Genomic DNA, 21356 nt, shown 5'->3' on the forward strand with positions numbered 1-21356 from the left:
GTGCGCGGGGCCCATGCCCCATTGCCGAATGAGGCGAGTGTGCGCCCCTTCGCCGATTTTTTCCGTTCGGAACCGCACGTAGGCCGCAGCGCCCGCCCTCCCCCTACGCCGCCGTGGCGCGCCGCACCGCATGCTCCCACTCGGCCATGCGTTCGGCCGCCCGCGCCGGCGCCATCTCGGGCCTGAAGGTGCGCTCGGCGCGCCATTGGGCGCCAAGCTCGGCGGTGCCCGCGTACAAGCCGCTGCCCAGCCCGGCCAAATAGGCCACCCCCAGCGCCGTGGTTTCGATGATCGCGGGCCGCACCACCTCGATGCCGAGCAGGTCGGCCTGCAACTGCATCAGCAGGTCGTTGGCGCAGGCGCCGCCATCGACCCGCAACTGCCGGACCCCGCAGCCGCCGCCGGCCCTGGCGTCGCGGTTCATGACCTCGAGCAAGGCCGCGCTCTGGAAGGCGATGCTCTCGAGCGCGGCGCGCGCGATGTGGGCGCTGGTGGTGCCGCGCGTGATGCCGCAGATGGTGCCGCGCGCCCGCGCGTCCCAGTACGGCGCGCCGAGCCCCGTGAACGCGGGCACGAACATCACGCCGCCGGCGTCGGGCACGCTCTCGGCGAGCGCCTGCACCTGCGCGCTCGACTCGATCGCCTGCAGGCCGTCGCGCAGCCATTGCACCACGGCGCCGCCGACGAACACGCTGCCCTCGAGCGCGAACCGCGGCTGGGCGTCGAACTGGGCCGCGCTGGTGGTCAGCAGGCCGTTGCGCGAGAGCTCGAAGCGCTCGCCGGTGTGCATCAGCATGAAGCAGCCGGTGCCGTAGGTGTTCTTGGCCATGCCCTCGTCGAAGCAGGCCTGGCCGAACAGCGCGCTTTGCTGGTCCCCGGCGACCCCGGCGATGTCGACCGGCGCGCCGAGCAACTCGGGGCGCACCTGGCCGTAGCGCGCGCTCGACGGCAGCACCGCCGGCATCATGTTGCGCGGAATGTCGAGCAGCGCCAGCAGCTCGTCGTCCCACTCGTTGCTGCGCACATTGAACAGCATCGTGCGCGCGGCGTTGCTGACGTCGGTCGCGTGCACCGCCCGCGCGCGCGTGGCGTCGTCGGCGCCGCCGCTCAGTTGCCACAAGAGCCAGCTGTCGACCGTGCCGAACGCGAGCTCGCCGGCCTCGGCGCGGGCCCGCGCGCCGGGCACGTTGTCGAGGATCCATTTCAGTTTGACGCCCGAAAAATAGGCGTCGACCACCAGCCCCGTCCTGGCCTGGATCAGGCCGGCCTTGCCGTCGGCGCGCAGCCGCGCGCAGGCCGGCTCGGCGCGGCGGTCCTGCCACACCAGCGCGTGGTGCACCGGCAAGCCCGTCCTGCGGTCCCATACGATGGTGGTCTCGCGCTGGTTGGTGATGCCGAGCGCGTGGATCTGGCGCGCCTGCAGCCCCGCCTTGCGCAGCACGGCGCGCGCGGTCGCGAGCTGGGTGCGCCAGATCGCCATCGGATCGTGTTCGACCCAGCCCGGGCGCGGGTAAATTTGCGGCAACTCCTCCTGCGCCATGGCGACGATCTGGCCGCCGCGGTCGAAGATGATGCTGCGCGAACTGGAGGTGCCTTGGTCGAGTGCAAGCAAATAGGTCATGGTGGGGGCCGCCCCGCCCACGTTTGCTTGAGCCGGCGCAGCTGTAATGTTCGAGGTTGACGGGACCCGCGGGGGGCGGTTTATGCTCTTCGCTATTAAAATATACTATAACCTCCGTCAAACGAACACGACCAACGGGTCGCGCGAACCCACAACGCCAATGCAAGCCTACTCCTCGACCCCGCTTCACACCGCGCGCCCGGACCTGATCGCGCGCCTGGCGCAGGGGCAGCAATACGACCTGGCCATCATCGGCGGCGGCGCCACCGGGCTCGGCGTGGCCCTCGACGCGGCCCAGCGCGGGCTGTCTGTGGTGCTGCTCGAATCGCACGACTTCGCCAAGGGCACGTCCTCGCGCTCGACCAAGCTGGTCCATGGCGGGGTGCGCTACCTCGCCCAGGGCGACATCAAGCTCGTGCGCGAGGCGCTGCACGAACGCGCCAACCTGCTCCACAACGCGCCGCATCTGGCCCAGCCGCTCGCGTTCGTGATGCCCTCGTACCGCTGGTGGGAGGCGCCCTTCTACGGCATCGGCCTCAAGATCTACGACGTGCTGGCGGGCAAGGCCGGCCTCGGCGCCACCGAATGGCTGGGCCGCGAGCGCACCGGGGCCTGCCTGCCCAGCGTGCGCCAAGACGGCCTGTTTGGCGGCGTCAAGTACTGGGACGGCCAGTTCGACGACGCCCGCCTGGCGCTGGCGCTGGCGCGCACCGCGGCCGCGCACGGCGCCCTGCTGGTCAATTACTGCGAGGCGCACGGCCTGGTCCACGAGAACGGCCGCGTGGCCGGCGTGCAATGCCGCGACACGCTGGGCGGGCGCCAGATCGCGGTGCGCGCCAATTGCGTCATCAACGCCACCGGCGTCTGGGTCGACACCTTGCGCGCGCAGGACGGCGCGCTCTCGGGCAGCGCCACGCGCCCGCTCGTGTCGCCGAGCCAGGGCGTGCACCTGGTCGTGGACCGCGAATTCCTTCCGGGCGAACACGCCCTGATGGTGCCCAGGACGAGCGACGGGCGGGTGCTGTTCGCGGTGCCGTGGCTGGGCAAGCTGATCCTCGGCACCACCGACACAGCGCGCGCCGACGTGGTGCGCGAGCCGGCCCCGTTCGCCGAAGAAGTCGCCTTCATCCTCGACGAGGCCGGCAAGTACCTGGAGCGCGCGCCGCGCCGCGAGGACGTGCGCAGCGTCTGGGTCGGCCTGCGCCCGCTGGTCAAGCCGCCCGCGGACGACGGCGGCCCGACCAAGGGCATCAGCCGCGAGCATAGCGTGACGGTCAGCGGCTCGGGCCTGGTGACGGTCACCGGCGGCAAATGGACCACCTACCGCGCCATGGCCGAGAGCGTGCTGGCCAAATGCGCGCGCTGGAATTTGTTGCCGACGACCATGGCCGCGGCCGCGACCGCCCACCTGCGGCTGGTGGGCGCGCCCGCGCCGGGCGCGCCGACGACAGCGCTGCGCGAGGCGCCCGGCGAACACCTGTACGGCAGCGAAGTCGAATGGCTCAGGCAACTGCCGGGCCACGCCAACGCGCTCGCGCCCGGGCTGACCGAGGCGATGGTGCGCTTCGCCGCGCGCCACGAGTACGCGCGCACGGTCGAGGACGTGCTGGCGCGGCGCAGCCGCCTGCTGTTCCTCGACGCGCGCGCCGCGGCGCAGGCGGCGCCGGCGGTGGCGCGGCTGTTGTCCGAGGAGTTGGGCGAGGCCGTATCGGCCGATGAATTTCTCGAGATGGCGCGGCGCTACCGGACCTTGCCGGCGCCCTGAGGGGCCGGAGGTTACAGGCTGCTAGGAGGCTGTCGGACGTAGGGAGTCGAAGCGAAAAAAGTGACGGGCGGGGACAGATTTTGACGATTTCGCAGTGCCAATAGCTATTGGCCGAGAAAACGGCGAAATATGGACCGTCCGACACTTTTTGCAGCCGACGATCCTAAGTCCGACAGCCTCCTAGGCCTTGAGGCGCCAATTCGGCAGGAATTTTTCGAGCGTCATCAACAGGTCGCCCGCCTCGAACGGCTTGCACAGGAACGCGTCGCAACCGGCGTGCGAACCGCGCAGGCGCACCTCGATCTTGCGGTTTTCGGTGAGCAGGACGACCGCCGTGCTGCGCCGCTTGTCGGGCATCTGCTTGATCGAGCGGCAAAAGTCGATGCCGCTCTCGCCCGGCAGGTCGACTTCGAGGACCACGCAGTTGTAGCGGTTCTCGCGCATGAGCTCGTGCGCGTGGGCGATATTGTTGGCGCGGTCGACCCGGTAGCTTGAGCTCGCCAGCGCGTGGATCACCTGGGCCGCGACCACCGGATCGGGGTCGAGCACCAGCACCGAGGGCCCGGTCGCGAACTCCTTGGGCGACTGCTCGCGGTCGTACCACGGCTGCAGCTCGAGCACCTCGAGGTCGTTGACCGATTTGCTGAACTCCTCGGTCAGCGGCTCGGCGCTGGCCGTCATCGCCGCCTCGCCGAAAACGAGGTCGAGCGTGTGCAGCATGGTGGCCCAGCGGATCGGACGCTCGATGTGCAGGCCGACCTTGAATTTCTCGTCCGAGCGGGTGCCGATGGTGATCATCGTCACCCGCGTCTTGCGGATCAGGGCCAGCTCGACGCGCATGCGGCCGTCGTCGTCGTCGAGGTCGACGAGGATGCAGTCGGGACGCGAATCCTGGTCGGGCTGCCATTCCTGGTAAACCTGTGCCCGCATTCTTGACAACTTGAACATCGAAGCAATCAATATCCGTTCATTCGGTTTGAAACCGACGATTTCAACATCAAAATACTCAGATTTGTTATCCATAGGTTCCGCGTGTATAGAAAAGACTGGCGTGGCCGGCCCGAGCTCGCCGTCCGGCGATGCAACGATTCCAGGGTCAAGCGTCAGCAGTGGCGACCGTCGCGGCGTGGCATGCCCGCCCGGATGCGGGCGACGGCCGGCTGCCACGCCTACTGGCGCGGCCCGGCTGCTCGTCCGCCCCGCTCAATGTTTCAAGAAGGGAATCGGGCTGATCATCCGATGCGAAAATTACACGACTGTTGCACAAAAATTTGTTGCCTCTGCTCCAGCATACTTGCGCGCGCAGCGCGCGTCTACACCTGTCGAGCAATCGGCGCGCAATTTGATCGAAGTCGGCGGGGGCCGGACCCGGCCGGTCAGCGCCGATGTGGCAAGAACAACAAAAAGACGTCATAAACCGGGTGCATCGGACCATAAACAATGCCCCCTTTGCCATGATAAGTTGCTATCAAGATGGATCAAATGGCATTGGAAATATCCTTGCGGCATTTTAAACGCGGGCGCGCATCGCCTGTCAGGCGATCAGGGCGGCCGCCTTCGCGGCGATCCGTTCGGCCAGCTGGTGGACGTGGAAACCATCGACGAAACCGTGGTGGGCCTGCACCGAAAACGGCACCGCCATGCGCCCGCCCCCGGGCGCGCCGAACCGACCCCAGGCGATCGACGGGATGTCGGCGTGCTGGTGCCGGAAAACGGGATGCTCGATGGCGTGCAACTTGAACCACGGCAGGCAGGTGATGTAGATGTGGTTGCGCCGTTCGCGTTCGGTTTGCCCGGCGGCCGCGTCGATCAACGCGCGGCTGGCCTGCGCCACCCTGCCCGCGGCCACGCTGCGCGCGATGAATGCATCGAGGTCGGCGCCCATCTCGAAACTGGCGTAATTGAGGTTGTTGTCGATGTTGATCACCGTGTAGGAGGCGGTGATGCCATCGATCTTGATCACCTCGCCCTCGAAAATGCGGTACATGAAGTTGTCGATCGCGCTGGCGCTGGTGAGCACGCAATAGAGCAGGAAATGAAACGGCGGCAGCCCGCGCGCCTGGCAGAACGGCCTGAAATCGGGCAGGTCGAGCTCCAGGCTCAGGTTGACGAGGGGATTGTCGAACTGGCGGAACAGCTCGTAGCGGTCGCGGCGGTGTTCAAAATTTTTCATTGATCAATTTTAACCGGATTTGGCGCCGCGCCCGGACCTACCCGCCCGCGCCGGCCTTGCTGGCCGCCGCGCCCGCCCGCGGGCGTCGCTCGAAACGCCGCAGCGTTTGGTCGACGGACTTCGAAAACCAGCCGCCCTTCTGGCGTTGCGTCAGCAACTGCAACTCGACCACGGCGCGCGCCTCGCTGATGCGGCGCGCGACCAGGTCCTTGTAGATGCGGTCGGCGCGGCGCCGGCGCCGCACCGCGTCGCCGGCGTCGAGGAATCCTTCGATCGCGTCGAAGATCTTCTCTTTCCAGCCGGCGCTGCGGGTGACACTGATGCCCGCGCGCACCTGCTGCATTTTGGCGCCGAGTTTTTTCGCGATGGCCGCCAGTTCGACCCGCACCCGCTCCTGCTGGCCGAATGGCGTGTCGGGCAATTGGGCCAGGGTCGCCTGGACCAGTTCCTCGCTCAGCAGTCCGTATTCCTGGAAGTCGCTCAACGCGGCGAGCCCGCGCCGCTTCAGGATCGGGTCGCGCGCCATCAGATCGGTGCAGGCGCGGTGGCAGGCGTCCCAGGCCAGCCAGCGATAGACGAAATCGAGGCCCGTCCCCTTGATGTTCTGCAAGCCCATGATCCGGTTGTGGAAGCCGGGCGGCGTGGCGTCGCGGATGGCCGCGATGACGGCGTCGCCGCTGGCGTGGTAGTCCCCGACGACGACGATGCGGCGTTCGAACCATTGCCACATCTGGTCGCGGAAGGCCTGGTCGAGCGCCGCGTCGGGCGCCGCGCCGGCCTGCAGGCAACGCTGCTCGAGCGCCGCGTATTCGCGCAGCGTGGCCACGTCGCGCGCGTGGAACGCGAGCACCTCCCCCGCGTGGGCCAGCCCCAGCGCGGCGAGCGCGCGCGCGAGCGCGTCGTGGCCGCCGGCCTCGTGCGCCAGCCGCGCCGGGGCGCCAATGCCTTCGAGCATCACCCGCAGGCGCGCGGCCACCTGGGCGTCGGAATGCACGATCCGGTAATCGCGCGCGGCCGCCGCCAGCATCGCCGGCGGCCCGCCCTCATTGTTTTGCTGCGGCCACAGTGTGAGGCTCTGCGCATGCGTGCCCCAGGTCTCGCGCAGGTAGCCGCGCAGCCCGTCGAGGTTCGAACCGATGAGCACGTGGAAATCGGCCCGGATCTCCTGCACCAGCACGCCCGCGAACACCCGGGAGCGCGCGATCCGGTCGGCCCGGTTGTTGACCACGGTGCTGATCATGACGCCGGGCTCGGCCACCGGATCCTGGCGGTCGAAACCGAGGCGCCGCCAATTCCCCAGGCAACCGTAGCGCTCGTTGGCCGACATGCCGTTCGAAAACTCCAGTGTGCGCATGCCGACCGACACCGGCGCGAATGTCTTGAGCACGCCCAGGTCGAGCACGACCTTGTCGGCCATCGCCTTGAGCGCGAAGTCGTAGCCGACGCCCAACTCGGCGCCCAGCGCCGCGACCAGCGCGATATTGTCGGGATGCTCCTGGTAGGGGAAGCGCGCCAGGATGTCGGGCGCGATCAGGCCCGACTCGAGCCAGCCGACGCCCTTCAATTGGGTGCCCAGCGCGTCGGCCGCGCTCTGCAGGATCGGCCGCATCTGCTCCTCGGTCGTGAGCAGCACGCGCCGCTTCGGGATGAACTGCGTCATCACCTGCGGGATGTCGATGCCCGCCGGCCCCTGCAGGTCTTCGTGGTCCGGAAACGTGTTGGTCAACGTCGAATAGTCATCGCGCATCCACGACCGTTGCAGCAGGTGCACGAAGGATGGCGTCAATGCCATGCATTCCCACAGGAACACTTCACACTCGAGTTCGCTCGCAAGGCGCACCACGTTGTACTGTTCCCAGATGGTCGCCTTGTCGTAGGGCCGGAACAGGAACATTTCGCGCAGCTCCCCGTGCGGCGGCGCGTAGACGAACATCGCCTCGCAACCGGTGGTCTTGCTCATGATCGAATAACCCTGGGCGTTGAACATCGCCGCCTTCAGGCGCTCGGTGCCCGACTTGCCGCGCGTGCCCCAGCCGCCCACCACCAGGGGGATGCTGTTGCGCGCGCGCCGCATCCGGTGGTTGACCCACACGTGGTGGCCGATGAAGGCGGCGATCGACAGGCCGACGAAGAGGCTCAGATCGAACAGCGTGTTCTCGTAAGCCGAAAAGAAATAGTTCTCGATGCGGTTCGGCAGCTCCGGCAGCGGCAGCGCCGCCATCGCCGGAAAAAAGCGCGTCACCGCGGGGTCGGGCAGCGTGTCGGGATAGGGCCGGAAGCGCAGCTCGAAGCCGAGCTCGGATAGCATCCTCAGGTAGCTGGCCGGATGCGCGGCGCTTGCCTCGGACCAGTTGCGGGCGTTGGCGAATTGTTCGAAGCGCGTGGTGAGGGTGGTGCGCGCCGCGAGCCGCTTGACGATGCCATCGGGTGCGCCGACCTCCGTGACGCCCTCGGCCGTGTACAGCCGCAGCGGCCCTTCGGACGCGCTTTCATCGAGCAGCGAGATCAGGTCGTCGACCAGCGGCAGATAGGGCCGCCAGCCGGCCTCGCTGGCCATGTGCAAGGGTTCGCCCGGCACCTTGGTCTGCGCCAGCTCGCCCAGGATCGCCGACGGCGCGCGCAGGGTGCCGCGGAAGACCCGGCCGATCGTGTGGTTGAACGCCTGCCGTTTGTCGGGCGAGGGGTGGCGCCACTCGTGCAGCAGGCGCCACAGCCGGAACCCGAACCGATGGCCGCGCCACAGCCGCCAGCGGCGCCCGGCGCGCTCGAGGCCAAGGCCGTGGTCGCGTTGCGCCAGACAGGCCAGCACCCGTCCGGCGCGCTCCGCGTCCGCGTCCGCGTCCCCGAGCGCGGCATCGCGCCCGCCCGCCGCGCCCGGTGCGCAGCCGCGTATCACAGGCGCCAGGCGCTGCGCCAGCGCGAGCGCCCCGGCGTCGCCGCGCAAGCGGATCCGTTCGCGCGTTTCGGCGCACCAGCGCCGCACCATCAGCAGCGGCGAGTCGACATGCAATTGCTCGATCAGCGGCAGGAGCGAGGCGATCCACTGCCGCCGCGCGTCGCCGTCCAAGGCCGCCGCGCCGTCTTCGGCCGCCTGCAGCGCCACGCGCAGGCCGAACCCGGTGCCCTCCCGCCGCAGCGCCTGCGCCAGCCAGCCGAGGGCGTCGCCAAACAGCGTCGGACGCAATCCGATCCGCGGCAGTTGCAGCAGCGCCGCTGCACGCACCTGCACCACCGCGTCGTCGAGCCCCAGGCGCGGCCACAACTGGCGCGTGGTGTGGTCGGCCGCGTTTGTCAGCGTGTTGGCCAGGCCTTGCCTGACGAAGGCGCTCGGGTCGTCGGCGGCGGCGCCGAACAGGCGCTCCAGGTCCGGATCGAGGTGGCAGGCCGCGCCCACCAATTCGACCGCGTAGCGCCGCACGAACAGGTCGTCGCCCTCGCTCCGGTCGTCGAGGCGCTGCGCCACCACAAGGGCGAAGCGCTCCGGTGCGACATTCAACAGCAGCAGCAGGGCCTCGCGCTGGATCCAGACGTCGAGCCGCCGGTCGAGCGCGGCGCGGTACACGTAGGCGGTGGTGGCGTCGCCAATCGCATGCGGCGCCAGCGCCGGCGGCAGCGTTTGCAAGGCCACGGCCAGCGCGCGGAACGATTCGGTGCGCACCCGGGGGTCGCCGTCCCAGGCCAGCAACGGCAGCAGCGTGCCTTCGAGCCCGAGCGTGGCCCATGCCGCCGTCTGCTCCGGCGCCGCGCCCAGGAAGCGCGCGGCGAGCCGGCCGAGCGACTGCAGGCAAAAGCTCAGCAAACGCTCCGCCTTCGAAATGCGGATCCGCACCCGGTCCTGCATCGCGTCCGGGCCGAACCAGCGGCTGAACGCCCTGCGGTCGCCGCGCAACTGCGCCCTGCCCGCGCCAAGCTCGCGCGCGTAGTCGAGGATCACGCGGCGGCGGTCGGCATTGTCGGAGGCCACCGCGTAGCGTTTGGTGAAGTTGCCCTGTCCCTCGCGCAGACGGCCGATCTCTTCCGACAGCGCGGCGATGCGCGACTGCAGGTAGTGCGCGCCAAGCAGCTCGGCCTGGAGCGAGGCCGGATTGTCACGCCGCGCCACCCATTGCGGCCAACCCGCGGCGAGCAGCGCCACATGGCGCCCCTCGAGCCGCACCTCATGCGGGCGCAGGCCCTCGTTGATCAGTTTTTCAAGCACTCGCTCGTCGTGCAGTGGCATCATCGCTCCTCGATCCGGTTGGGCGGCGCGGGAGCCCGCCAGCGCCGCGGCGCGCGGAAATCGATGTCGTCCGGCCCGAAATCGCGCAACTCCCGCCCCGGCCCCCAGTGCCAGCGCAGTTCGATGCCGCCCCACGTTTCCGAGGTCCGGATCTCGCGCCGCACTTCGGCCCGCACTTCGATCCGTGTGCCCGGGCGCAACCACCATTCGCCGGTCGCGCGCAGCCACAACTGGCCCAGCGTCGCCTGGTCCGCCCGCTTGGCGTCGGCGCGGTAATGAATCGCCCGCCCGCCGACCTCGGCGATGACGGGACCGATCAACTGCCGCCATTGGACGGCGGCGCGCACATGGTCGGGCCGCAGGATGTTGAGGTCGGGATTGGTCGTCAGTGACAGCGCGGCCGACAGATGCGTGTCGCGCCATGGACGCCACGACAGCGTGTCGCCCAGCGATATTCCCAGCTTGTGCTGCGCGCGGTAGCGCGTGTGGACGTCGCTATCGACCCGCGCGGCATCGGCCTCGCCAAGGTCGAGATTGAGCGCGCGCGCGGCCACCCGGACGGTCGGCTCGTGCGACCACAGGCCCGATCCGGCGAGCACGCGCCGCTGCGACGCGGCCACGCCCAGCGCCACCGCCGCGCCGAACCCTTGCGCCGTGTCTTGCGCCGCGCCGCTCAGCGTGGCGCTCAGGGTGAACGGCCATGGCAGCGCCGGGCTCCAGCCCCGCTCCCGCTCCGCGTGGAGCCGGAAGCCGACGGCGGGCGGGGCGCCTGGCCGCTGCCGCACGAACACATCGGCCAGGCGGCCGTCCTGCCCGTCATCGGCGCGCCGGCGCCAGGTGAGGCCCGCCTCGGCGTGGCCCCCGGGCGCCGCCGCGCCCGCGCCGCGCGCTTCACCGTCTTCCCCCCGCATCAACTGGAGCCGCGCGCTCAGGGTGCCGTCGCGCTGGTGTCCGGGCGGCTCGCCATCGACGAAGCGCACCCGCGCCGCGCGCGTTTCGGCCGGCATCTGCCACGCCGGCGGCGCGTCGGGCACGGGTTGCGGACGGTAGCGGCCCGGACGCGGTGGCAACATGGCCGCGGCCACCGGATCGGGCTGGCGCGCATGGAGGCGGTACAAGGACTCGGCCTCACCCGCCGCCGGCGGCAATACCAGCGTCGCGACCGGCCCGGCCAGCAAGCGCTCCTCGCTGCGCACGCCGTCGCGCTCGAGCCGGTCGATCCGGACCCATGCCGGTCCGGCGAAGCTCGCCTTGACCGGCTCGCTGGCGCTGGCGATGTGCCAGTCGCGCGTCACCTCCGGGTCGGGCGCCTGCGCGCCGCCGAACCGCACCCGCAGGAACTGGTTGATGTACGGCGTTTGCAATGCGACCGAGATGCGCTGCCGGCCGGGCGGCACCGGCAGCGTCAGGCTGGCGCCGCGCCGGCCTTGATCGAGCCGCAGCGCGCGCAGCGGCTTGCCATTGCGTTCGATGAGCGCCGTCACCGGCAGCGAACCGGCGCCGGGCAGGTCGTCCATCGTCAGTTCCACCCCGACCGAGCCGGCCGCCGCGCCGTCGAACAACAGGCTCGCGCGCGTATCGCCACCGATCCGCAGCTCGCCTTCGCGCAGCGCCGGCAGGAGCGCGGCGCGAATCCTGGCCGCCGGCGACTCGGGCGCGCCATGCGGCGCCGGCACCGGGCGCAACCCGGCGCTGCGGTCGACCAGCCGCTGCCACACCCAGGCGCTGGAGGCGGCCAGCCGCTCCCACTGGTCAAGCACTTCCGGCACCGGATGCCGGTTCGCCAGGGCTGCGCCGAGCGCGACCGCGCGCGCGCGCCGGGCCGGATCGTTGTCCGCCATCCAGAGCAGCAGCCGCATGCGCTCCGCCGGATCGGACGCGTGTTCGAGCGCCGCGTCGACATCGCCGGCCGCCAGGAACCCGGCGACCGGATCGCGCGCCGCCGCCGGCCGCGGCAGCGCCTGCCAATGCAGCGGCGCCAGGCCGACCCGGTAGGCGGCGAGCGCACCGTTGGCGACGATATGGCAGCCGACATCGCTGCCGCACCGCGGCGCCGGCGCCAAGCTGCCGGCGACGCCGTCGTGCGCCATGAAATGGGCGCTGGTGGGCGCCGCCAGAACCGGTATCTGCAGGGCCGGGCGCGCAATGCGCAGCCGCGCGAGCACGGGGACGGCGCCGGCGTCGATGGCCAGTTCATGGACGCCGGCCGGCAGCGCGATCTCGCGCGCGACCGCGGCGCCCGGGCGCGCGGCCGAGGCGTCGATCTCGAGCCCGGGCGAGGCTCGGTTCTGATGGAACGACTGCACCCAGAGCTGCCCGGGCGCCTGCACGCGCAGCGTGCCGTCCAACAGCATGCCATCGCCCTGGTGCAGCGGGCGCGCTTCGACCAGGATGCGCACGGGCCCGACCACGCGCGCCACCAGCGGCTGCGCGGCCGACGCGCGCCACCAGCTTGAGCGCAGATTGAGGGCGACGCTGCGTATGCCGACGCTGCCGCCATGGCGCACCAGCGCGCCCGGTTCGTCACGCCAAAGGCGCGCGCCGGGATGGCCCGCTTGCCAGGCAAGCCAAGCCGGCACCGCCGCGGCGCGCTGCGCCGGCGTGCCCAGCAGCGCGGCGGCGATGTCGCGGCCGCTGCCGGCCGCGTCGCTCCATGCGCCCTGCCCCGCCTGCATGAAGCCGCGCCGCGCCTGCTCCATCTGGCGAAACGACAATGCGCGCTGCGCGCGCCAGAAGGCCGCCTCCGGCGTGGCGCCGAGTTGCCGCAGCAGCGCGTCGAAGGTTTTCCAGCGCCGGCTGCGCAACGCGCTCGCCAGCAGCGCCGGCATGTCGCGCCGCGCCACCGCCAGCCCCGCCAACAGCGCCATCCGGTCGTCGCCGTCGGCGGCCAGCAGGGCGCTTAGCGGCGCGTAGGCGTTGGGGTCGCGCGCGGCGCGCGCGGCGGTGAACAGTCGCTGCATGTCGGCGTCTCCCTCGCGCGCATAGAGCGCTTCGAGCCCGGTTTGGGCGGCGCCGGCCAGCGCCGGATCGGCGCCGATCCAGTGCGAACGCAGCAGCCGCTCGGCGGTGAAGCGCTCGCCGGCGGCCAGCAACGCCCGCACCAGACCGCGCAGCGCGCGCGCGCGCCGCGCCGCGTCGCCCGTTTGCAGCGCGCTTTGCCACAGCGCCACCGCGCGTACCGGATCGGCCTCCCGCTCCGCCTCCCGCTCCGCCTCCCGCGCCGACGTCCCCGCCCCCTCGCGGGGCGAACGATTGTGCGCCCGCACGGCCGCCGGCGGCTCGGCGTTGGCGACAAACTGCGCGCGCGCGGCGGCGAGCATGCGTTGCAGCGGGCGCAGCGCCGCCTGCTGCAACGCCAGTCCGGCGGGGTCGGCCACGGCACCTTGCGCCAGGCGCGCCAGCACCTCGTCGTCGAGGAAATACTCGGTGCCGCCCGCCCACTGCAGCGCCACCGGGACGACGCCGCCGGACGCGCGCAGCGTCAGGCTGCGCACGTTGCGCGGGACCTCCCATTCGGTGCTCGCGACGTCGATCAGCGGCGCGGTGCCGCCGTTGCGGTCGGCATGCCCGCCCATGGTCGGCGGCCAGGCGTCCCCCGGCACCAGCGCCAGACCGGCCGCGGCCGGCCGCAGGTCTTGATTGCCGAGCATCGGCACGCCGGAGATCAGTGTCGTGCCGCTGCCGTCGGCATGCAGCACTTCGATGCGCATCGCGCCCGCGCCGGCGGGCACGAGCGCGCGAATCCGCACGGGATACGGCACATCGGGCAGCGCGAAGCGCAGCGCCTTGGCGCCGATCGGCTGGAACAGCGCCGCCGGCGGCGCCGCGAACAGGACGTCCCCGTCACCGATGCTGCTGCGCGGCTCCTCGAGCGGCACCTGCGGCGATCGCAACACGACATTGCGGCGGTCGATGTCCGAGGCGTCCGCCGCGGCCAGGTTGCGGTATTCCGTGAACTGCCCCGCCAGCTCATCGGCGGCGCCGCCGATGCCGCCCAGGCCCGGGCTGGCCGCCGCCTCGCGGCGCAGCTTCTCGCCCGCCAGCAGGCCGATGTCGCGCGCGCCATTCGACATCGCGGCGGCGATCGCGCCCTGCTCGGCGGCCTCCAGCGCCGCGCCGCCGCCGGCTTGCCGCCAGGCGTGCGGGATGTTCAAGCCCGGCAGCAGGAAATCGGGCTGGCGCGCCGCGGCCGCGCGCAGCAACAGGTCGTGGCTCGGGCGCAGCCGCAACTGCGCCGCGCCAGCGGGAATGTCGAGCGCGACCAGCTCCTGCCGGCTCACCGCCCGCCATGCGCCGTCGACACTGACCGGCGCCACGGTTTCGGGGCCGGTCGGCTGGCGCAGCAGGCGCGCCGGCCGGCCGTCGAGCCTGGTGTCGATCGCGATCACCGCCGTCGCCGGCGTCCGGCTCGTGTCGATGCGGTACGCCAGCTGCAGCCGATCGAGTCCGGCCACCGGTACCACGATTTCGCCGCCCGCCGGCACGCGGACGAACGCCTGCGGCGTGCTCCGGTCGGCGCGCCGCACCTGCACCTTTTCTCCGGGCAGATGTAGCTGGTGGCGGTAGGCGATGGGCTCGGGCGGCTGGCCGGCGCGCGCGAGGTACAGCTCGACATGCTGCGCGACATGTTGCGCCACATGCCGCGTGGCATGCCGCGCCGCGGCCACCGCCGGCTGGCGCCATAGATGGATGACGGCGGGCCGCGCAAGGCCGGTCTTGAGCAGCCACGAACGACCGTCGCCGCCGCGCAGCGGCGTGCGCTCGACCGCAAGGCCGGTGCCATCCGAAACCGCGAACACGGGCGCCTCGAGCGGCCCCCCGGGCCCGTCGCCCACAGCCACCACCCGCAGCATCGCGTGCGCCGGGACGTGGATGGCAAGGTGCCGCCCGTCGGACCGGGCCGGCAGTTCGACCGTCTGTATACCGTTGGCGCCGCGCCAGGCATGCGCTCCGGCGGCCAGGTACGAACGCGCGCTGACGTTCTCCCACAGCAGCGCGCCGCCGGCGTGGCCGCGCGCCGCCGCCGCGCCGTCGACGGCCGCCTGCAGCGGCACGCCGATAATCGCGCCCGCGAGCAGCAGCGTTTTGGCCAGGCCCGGCATTACTTCGATCCTCCCACGCACGCCAGCAGCGCGCGCCGTTTGCCCGCGTCGCCGGCCAGCGCCTGGCGCAGCGGCAGATCCATCTCGAGGTGGACGAAGCCGCCATAGCCGGCGGCGCGCAGCGCCGCGGCGACGCTGTTGGTGGTTCCGCCGAGCTCGAGAACATCGACCCCGTACAGGCGGGTCTGTGGATGCACCTTGCACCGCATGCACCGCGTGGCAGACTTCAGCTCGGCCGGGGGATCGCGGCGCGCCGCGCTGACGATCGCGGCGCTGTCCGCCGCCTCCGTGGTGCGCCGCCTGCCGGCGTCGAAGCCATGGAGCTGCACGATTTTCTCGGCTGGAAAAACCCGCGCGAACGCGCGCGAGAACGCGATCAGATACGTGCCGTCGAGATGGGCGAGGTCGGCGCGCCCGCGCGTGACGGTGTTCCACGCCAGCGCGCGCGGCAGACCATCGCTGGCGTATTCCAGCAAGATCTGCCCGGTCAGCTTGTCGGAGGGCACGTGCGGCGCCTGCAGCGCATGGCGCCCCCGGTCGGCGAACGCGTACAGGCCGCGCCCGCCGCGCCGGTCGCGCAATTCGGCCACCACGGTCCAGGCCACCGCGCCGCGCCGCTCGGTGCGCACCGACCAGCCGAGCGCGAGCGCCTCGCGCGCCAGCGCCGCGCCGCGCACGCCGCGCAGCAGTCGCACGAAAACGCCCTCCATGGCATCGAGGTCGGCGCGCGATGGCGCGCCATACCCGACCGTCCCTTCCCCTTTCCATGCGCTTGCAAGACTGTCTTCGAGCATCGTTGTTTCTCCCGCCATCGCCGGCATATGCGTCCACAATGCGAACGCGGCGGCGATCATTATGGCAGTTCGCCTCGGATCAGTCGGCATCGCTGGCGCTCTCGAGAATGAGTTTCGGTTTGGCGCCGGCGCCCAGATTCACCCGTGAGAGCGCGACCCATGCCGTGCCGCCTTCGGGCGTGAGCGTGACGCGGTAGCGCCCGCGCGGCGCCCCGTCCGGGATCGGAATGAAAAACGGCATCCCGGCGTCGGTCTTGGCGCCGGCGGTTTCGGCCACCGGCAGCGCCAGTTCGCCGCTCGGGCGCACATCGTGCACGCGCTCGGCGAACAGCCAGCCAGGATGGGGGCCGATGCCGCCCGCCGGCCCCGGCGCGGCGATCGAGGCGCGCACCGTCATGCGGGTGCGCGCGCCGGCCGGCCGGAACAGCCGCACCGCCACGAATTCCGCGGCGCCCGAGGTGCGCTCGATATCGAACGCGAGCGGCTGGTCGAACCGGTATGCCGAGCGCCTGATCCATGGCGCGCCCCGCGCCAGGTGGCTTGCGTACCAGCGCACCTGGCGGCTGGCGGCGATCTCGATCCGGTGCGCGCCGGGTGCGAGCGCCGGCAGCGTGAATTCGCCGGCGATGCCCGATGCCGCGCCACGCGCCCATTCCCGTCCGTCGACCAGCACCGTGTAGCGCAGCGCTCCCGGATTTTCGGCGGCCCACGCGATGCGCGGCCGCGCCGACGCATGGCCGGGCTCGGCGACAATCGTCACGCGCGCGTCCCGCGAGATCGGCCTGAAGGTGGTGCCGACCGCGTCGGCGCGCTCGGGCACACCGGCCTCGCGCGGCGCCAGGAACACGCGCGCGGCGCCGTCGTCGACGGGATCGAAGTCCTCCCACCGATAGCGCCCGGCGGCGAGCTCGGGCCGGTCCTCCGGCGGGCGCCCCTGCACCGTCAGCACGTCGCTGGCGCCGTTTAGGATGCGCGCATCATGGTCGAGCGGCTGCAACGCGAACCAGGCCGGCACCGCCGTTTGCGCCGCCTCGGGCGCGGTTGCGTCCTCCGGCGTGCGCACCGCGCGCGCCAGGTCGGCCGGGCGCACGAACGCGTTGGCCAGCACCGGATCGGCCGCGGCGATCCGGATCCGGCGCACGCCCGGCGGCACGTTGAAGAACGCCTCGACCGGATCGGAGACGCGCATGCCGGTCCCATCGGGCGAGGGCGCGTCGTGGCGCGACGCCACCGGCCGCAGCTTGACCGACGCGACATGGCGCAGCTCACCGCCCCCGCCCAGGAACGACACCTGCACGGGCGCGTCCGACAAGCGCGTTTGCGCGGCGGCAAGCCGGCGCAGCGTCAGACGCAACGGGGTGGGCATGCCGCCGGCGTGGCTGAGCGCGAACTCGAGCGGCGAATCGTTGTGCGCCGACCAGGCGCGCAGGTATTCCAGCGGCGGGGTTATCTCCGTTTGCGCGTCCCGCCCGACCAGCCAGATCCGCACCGAGGCCTCGCGGTCGGCATGCAGTTCGAGCCAGCCGCCGCCGAATTTTCCGGTCGTCTCAAAGCGTCCGCCCTGCCATTGATGGGTCGCGGCGCGCCGCTCGAAAGCGCTGTGGCCGATCCAGCGCAGCGCGACCCGGGCCGGAAAGCGCTGCCTGGCGTCCAACGCCTCCAGGACGATGCGGACCTCGCCGCCCCGCTCGGGCAGTTGCACGCTGACGACCCGGGAGGGGCCGGTCGCCAGCGTTGCCGGCACCTCCGGATCGACCGGCGCGCCGACCTCGTCCCCGGACAGCACATAGATGTCGCGCGCGGGCGCTTCGCTTGACGGCCCGAGCGGGCGCCAGCGTGATTCGATCAGGTTCCTGCGTTCGTCCTCGCTCAGCAGCCCCGGAGGAAACACGTTGCTCCGGGCGAGTTTTTGACGCTGTCCGTCGCTCATCCTGTTCCAGGTGGCCTCGACCCCGCGCCGGGTCGCCGGCGCCGGGAGCGCGACCCGGACGAGGACGTCGGCGATGCCGGCGTCGGCGCCCACCAGGCGCACACGCAGGCGCGCCAGTTGGTCCAGGCCGGACAGGTCCAGCCGCAGCATCGCGACGGGCAATGGCGTGGCCGCGCCGTTCTCCAGGTAGAACGACCCCGTGCCGCGCAGGCCGCCCGGAAGCTCGACCTCGACCAACTCCCGGCGCAAGTGGTGGACGCGGCGCCGCAGCGTTTTTCCGGCGCCGTCGAGTTCTTCGATCCCGATCGCGTAGCGCCAGCGCTTGTCCGGTTCGGCGCGGCGCTGCGCGCGCGCCGCCTCGAGCGAGCCAAGGGAGGCGTTGGTGAGGATGCGCACGGTCCGCGTCGCCGCCGGCAGTGTGTATTCGACGCCCGGGCCGGCCACGCGCAACACGCTGCCGCGCGAGGGCTCGGCCAGTTCGGCCAGGGCGCGGAAGTCGGTGCCGAGCTTCGATCGCGATGGCTGCTGGCTCCAGAACCGGCCCGCGAGCAAAGCCGCCGCGCCGAGGATCAGCAACGACACGGCCAGACGGTAGAGCAGGCGCAGGCTCATTTGCGCACCATCCAGCGGGCCCGGGTGCCCACGAAGCGGGCCGCCTCGGCGGCCGCGAGCGGCCCCGCCGGCACCGCGTGCACGGCGCCCTGCCCGCCCCGGCGCGACGCGAGCGACATCACCGCCAGCAGGCCCCCGCCGGGCTCGCCGATGAGCATGAAGGCGCCGCGTCCGCCCTTATCTTCGAGCAACTCGAAGCGCAAACGCGGATACTGGCGCCGCATCGCCGACAGCAGCACGATGTCGTTGCTCGCGCCGTAGCGCTCGGCGCTGGCGCGCAACGCGTCCGGCAGGGCGCCCTCGCCCATGCGGCGCCTGGCCAGTTCGGCCACCGCGTCGCCTTGCGCCCACGCCAGCCCGAGCGCCGAAAACTGGTCTTGCCATGTGCCCGCCATGGTCTCGCCCAGGCGCCGGCGCGCCAGCGGCGACACCCACAGCACCGCGAAACGCTTGTCGCGCGTCTGACTCATGTACCAAGCCTGCGGGCCGCCGCCCGCGTCGTAGCCGGCGGTGTCGGCGCCGCCGCCGCCGAGCCGGATCCGCAGGCCGGACCGTTCCAGGCCGCCCAGCAGCTGCAAGGCGGCGCCCGACAGTTGCGAACGGTCGCTAACGGTCGTGTCGAACGACAACACCGCGTCCTCGCGCGGCGCCGGCTGGCCGGGGCCGATGCCAAAGGCGCGCACCAGCACGGCCGCCGCCGGCCGCTCGCCGAGCGCGCGCAGCGCGGCCTGGTGCGCCAGCGAGAAGAGGGTTTTCGTGTTGTTCGCCAGCACGTCCGCGCTGCCATCGCGGTTGGCGTCGGCCGCCGCGCCGGCGATGATCAACGCGCGCGCGCGCAAGTCGTCGAATGCCGCTATCGCGGTCTCGAGCGTGCCCGATTCAGCGATCGGGCGCGGCACCTCGAACAGCAGATCTTGCGCCGCGCCCATCCGGATCACGATCCAGCCGCGGCCGGCCGCCTTGTCGCCGATCAGAAAATAGCCACCGTCGGGGCCCTCGAGCCAGCGCAGCGACAGACCCAGGCTGGCGCCGCTCGCCGCGGCGGCGGCGAAGGCCGCGTCCGCGCCACTCGCATGGCTCCCGTCCCGGGTGGCGAGCGCCAGGCCGAACAGCGGCGCGAGCACCTCGCGCTCCATGCGCAGCAGCGCCTGCGGGGTCGGCGCCCGGTAGGCGTTGCTCGCGGTGGCGGCGACGGTTTCGGGCGTGACGGTCCGCCTGAGCAGCGCGCCCACGCTTTCGCGCAAGCCCTCGCGCGGCGAGGCCGCCGGCGCCCTGCCGGCCAGCTGGATGCGCTCGCTGTCGGCGCGGCTGAGCCACAGCTCGGTGAAATTTCCCGCCATGGTCTGACGCTGCATATTGCTTCCCGGCGAGGGTGAAAACTCGACCTTGAGCGCCCCGATCGAGCGCTCCAGGGTGCCCACCCTGATGCCTTCGGGCACATCGGCCGACACGTGCAGAATCGATCCGGGCGCCGGCCCGCTTCTTACCTGCAATACATCCCGCAGCGCCATTTCACGGTGAAATGTCTGGAAGACGGTCTGCGCGCGCAGCAGGACATCCGATGAGCCGTCCCGGTTGGCGCGGCGCGCGGCGCCGGCCGAGGCGAACGCGCGCGCGCCGAACTGCTCGAACAGCGCCGCGCCGGCCTCGAACGCGCCGGCCTCGTCGACCGGGGCCGGCACCTCGACCAACAGCGACGAGTCGCCGTCGAGCCGCAACACGTAGCTGCCCCAATGGTGCGCCGGCTGACGCTCGCGCAACATCAAGTGGCCCTGCGCGAGCCGCACGACGTCGTAATTGGCGACCGCCAGGGCGCGCCGCGCCAGCTCGAGCGCCGCCGCGTCGCGCGAGCGGCGGTAGCTGGCCAGGTGGCGCACGCCGGCGGCGAAGGCCTCGAGTTCCGATTGCAGCGGCACCGTCATCGGCTGTCCGACACTGGCGGCATAGAATCCGGTCTTCTGATCGCGCAGCACGACCCCGATGTCGCGCGGTTCACGCGGGATCGGCGCCAACGCGCTCGAACGGCCCGCCTGCGGAACATGCCATGCGGGGTCCGGCACGAGCACCAGCACGAAACCGATGACGGTCGCCACCGCCACGCCGGTCAGGGAGGTCTGCAGCGTGGCGCGCGTCATGCGCGCGAAGATGCCCTTGTCGTGGATTTTGAGCGCGATCAGTGTCGCCAGCAGGTACCCGAAGCCAAACCAATCGGTGATTTTTGTATCCGGCATCAACACGATGAGCGCCCACGACAGCATATATTTGTAGGCGAAGCTGATATTGAAGAACAGCAGCAGCTTGCGCGCGCCCTCCATCGTGATGTTGCGGAAGATCGGCGTGCGCAACACCAGTTCGGCGATGCACAGTATGACGATCGCCTCGACGAAGGTGGTCACGATCTTGTACGGTTCGAACCATTCAAGCGCCAGCAGCGACGGGATCAGGATGCCGTTGAAGTCCCAGCCGTAGAACAGGCTCAGGCGCGAGGCGATGAAGGCCGTCACCAGCAGGATGATGTAGGCCTTGGGCGTCGCCGCGAACGACGAGGCGCTTTCCTCGTACATGAAGGCGAGCGAGGCCATGTTGAAGTTGGTGAACTCGATCAGGACATAGCGGACGATGAGCCAGGTCAGCCCGATCTGCACCGCCATCGGCCAGGCGCCGCGCACCAAGCCCGTCTTCCAAAAATTGTTGGCGATCAGCGCGACGATGATCAGGCCGAAGCTGTGCAGGTTGCTGCGGTAGTCGAACGGGTAATCGTAGTTGTGCAGCAGCCAATCGCCCGCTTCGGGCAGCAGCCAGCCATCGGCGACGATCCGCACCGCGACACTGACGAGCACCAGCGCGAAAAACCGGTCGCGCCCGAAGAACCCCGAGAGCCCGGTGAAGCGGCTCAGGTACTCCGAATAGAACCACACGATGGAATACGTGAGGACGCCCTCGGCGAGCACGACCGCCGCGGCGACCGGCTTGACCATCAACAAGGGCACCACATATCCCGGTATCACCAGTCCCGACAGTACCCAGCCCAGCCGCAGGTTCGACAGCGACACGATCGTGATGCCCACCCAAATGGTGACGATCACGGACGCGGAGAGCGCGCCTTCGGGGAAGATCGGCAACGGGAACCAGTCCAAGGG

General features: G+C 71.2%; 9 protein-coding genes. 1 reads left to right on the forward strand and 8 read right to left on the reverse strand.

The annotated features are described in order from the left end of the window. Nucleotides 1-103: 103 nt before the first annotated feature. Nucleotides 104-1621, reverse strand: a complete 1518-nt coding sequence (glpK, locus tag C7C56_RS09125) for a glycerol kinase GlpK (protein ID WP_106757139.1) — start codon at nt 1619-1621, stop codon at nt 104-106. Between the two features lie 160 nt (nt 1622-1781). On the opposite strand from glpK, the gene C7C56_RS09130 reads away from it, so the two are divergent. Then, nucleotides 1782-3386 (forward strand): glycerol-3-phosphate dehydrogenase/oxidase, encoded by a 1605-nt coding sequence (locus tag C7C56_RS09130; RefSeq protein ID WP_106757119.1) that lies wholly within the window; start codon nt 1782-1784, stop codon nt 3384-3386. A gap of 180 nt (nt 3387-3566) precedes the next feature. On the opposite strand, the gene C7C56_RS09135 is transcribed toward C7C56_RS09130, so the two are convergent. The 7 genes from C7C56_RS09135 to C7C56_RS09165 form a co-directional block, all read right to left on the reverse strand. Further along, nucleotides 3567-4316: a response regulator gene (locus tag C7C56_RS09135; protein ID WP_181373094.1), complete on the reverse strand. Its 750-nt coding sequence runs from the start codon at nt 4314-4316 to the stop codon at nt 3567-3569. Between the two features lie 604 nt (nt 4317-4920). Further along, complete coding sequence (locus tag C7C56_RS09140) at nt 4921-5559, reverse strand: CatA-like O-acetyltransferase (protein WP_106757121.1); 639 nt, start codon at nt 5557-5559, stop codon at nt 4921-4923. A gap of 37 nt (nt 5560-5596) precedes the next feature. Beyond that, nucleotides 5597-9781 (reverse strand): hypothetical protein, encoded by a 4185-nt coding sequence (locus tag C7C56_RS28060; protein ID WP_146204369.1) that lies wholly within the window; start codon nt 9779-9781, stop codon nt 5597-5599. Next, nucleotides 9778-14880 (reverse strand): hypothetical protein, encoded by a 5103-nt coding sequence (locus tag C7C56_RS09150; RefSeq protein WP_106757122.1) that lies wholly within the window; start codon nt 14878-14880, stop codon nt 9778-9780. The genes C7C56_RS28060 and C7C56_RS09150 overlap by 4 nt, the downstream gene beginning before the upstream one ends. Then, a complete protein-coding gene (locus C7C56_RS28700; protein ID WP_181373095.1) occupies nt 14880-15674 on the reverse strand; it encodes a hypothetical protein in 795 nt (264 codons plus the stop codon). The genes C7C56_RS09150 and C7C56_RS28700 overlap by 1 nt, the downstream gene beginning before the upstream one ends. A gap of 79 nt (nt 15675-15753) precedes the next feature. After that, the gene (locus C7C56_RS09160; RefSeq protein ID WP_106757123.1) at nt 15754-18216 is read right to left on the reverse strand and encodes a hypothetical protein; all 2463 of its coding nucleotides are present in this window, start codon (nt 18214-18216) and stop codon (nt 15754-15756) included. Further along, complete coding sequence (locus C7C56_RS09165; protein WP_106757124.1) at nt 18213-21353, reverse strand: poly-gamma-glutamate biosynthesis protein PgsC/CapC; 3141 nt, start codon at nt 21351-21353, stop codon at nt 18213-18215. The genes C7C56_RS09160 and C7C56_RS09165 overlap by 4 nt, the downstream gene beginning before the upstream one ends. Between the last annotated feature and the right edge of the window lie 3 nt (nt 21354-21356).

Source organism: Massilia glaciei, from assembly GCF_003011895.2.
GTDB classification, from domain to species: domain Bacteria; phylum Pseudomonadota; class Gammaproteobacteria; order Burkholderiales; family Burkholderiaceae_D; genus Telluria_A; species Telluria_A glaciei.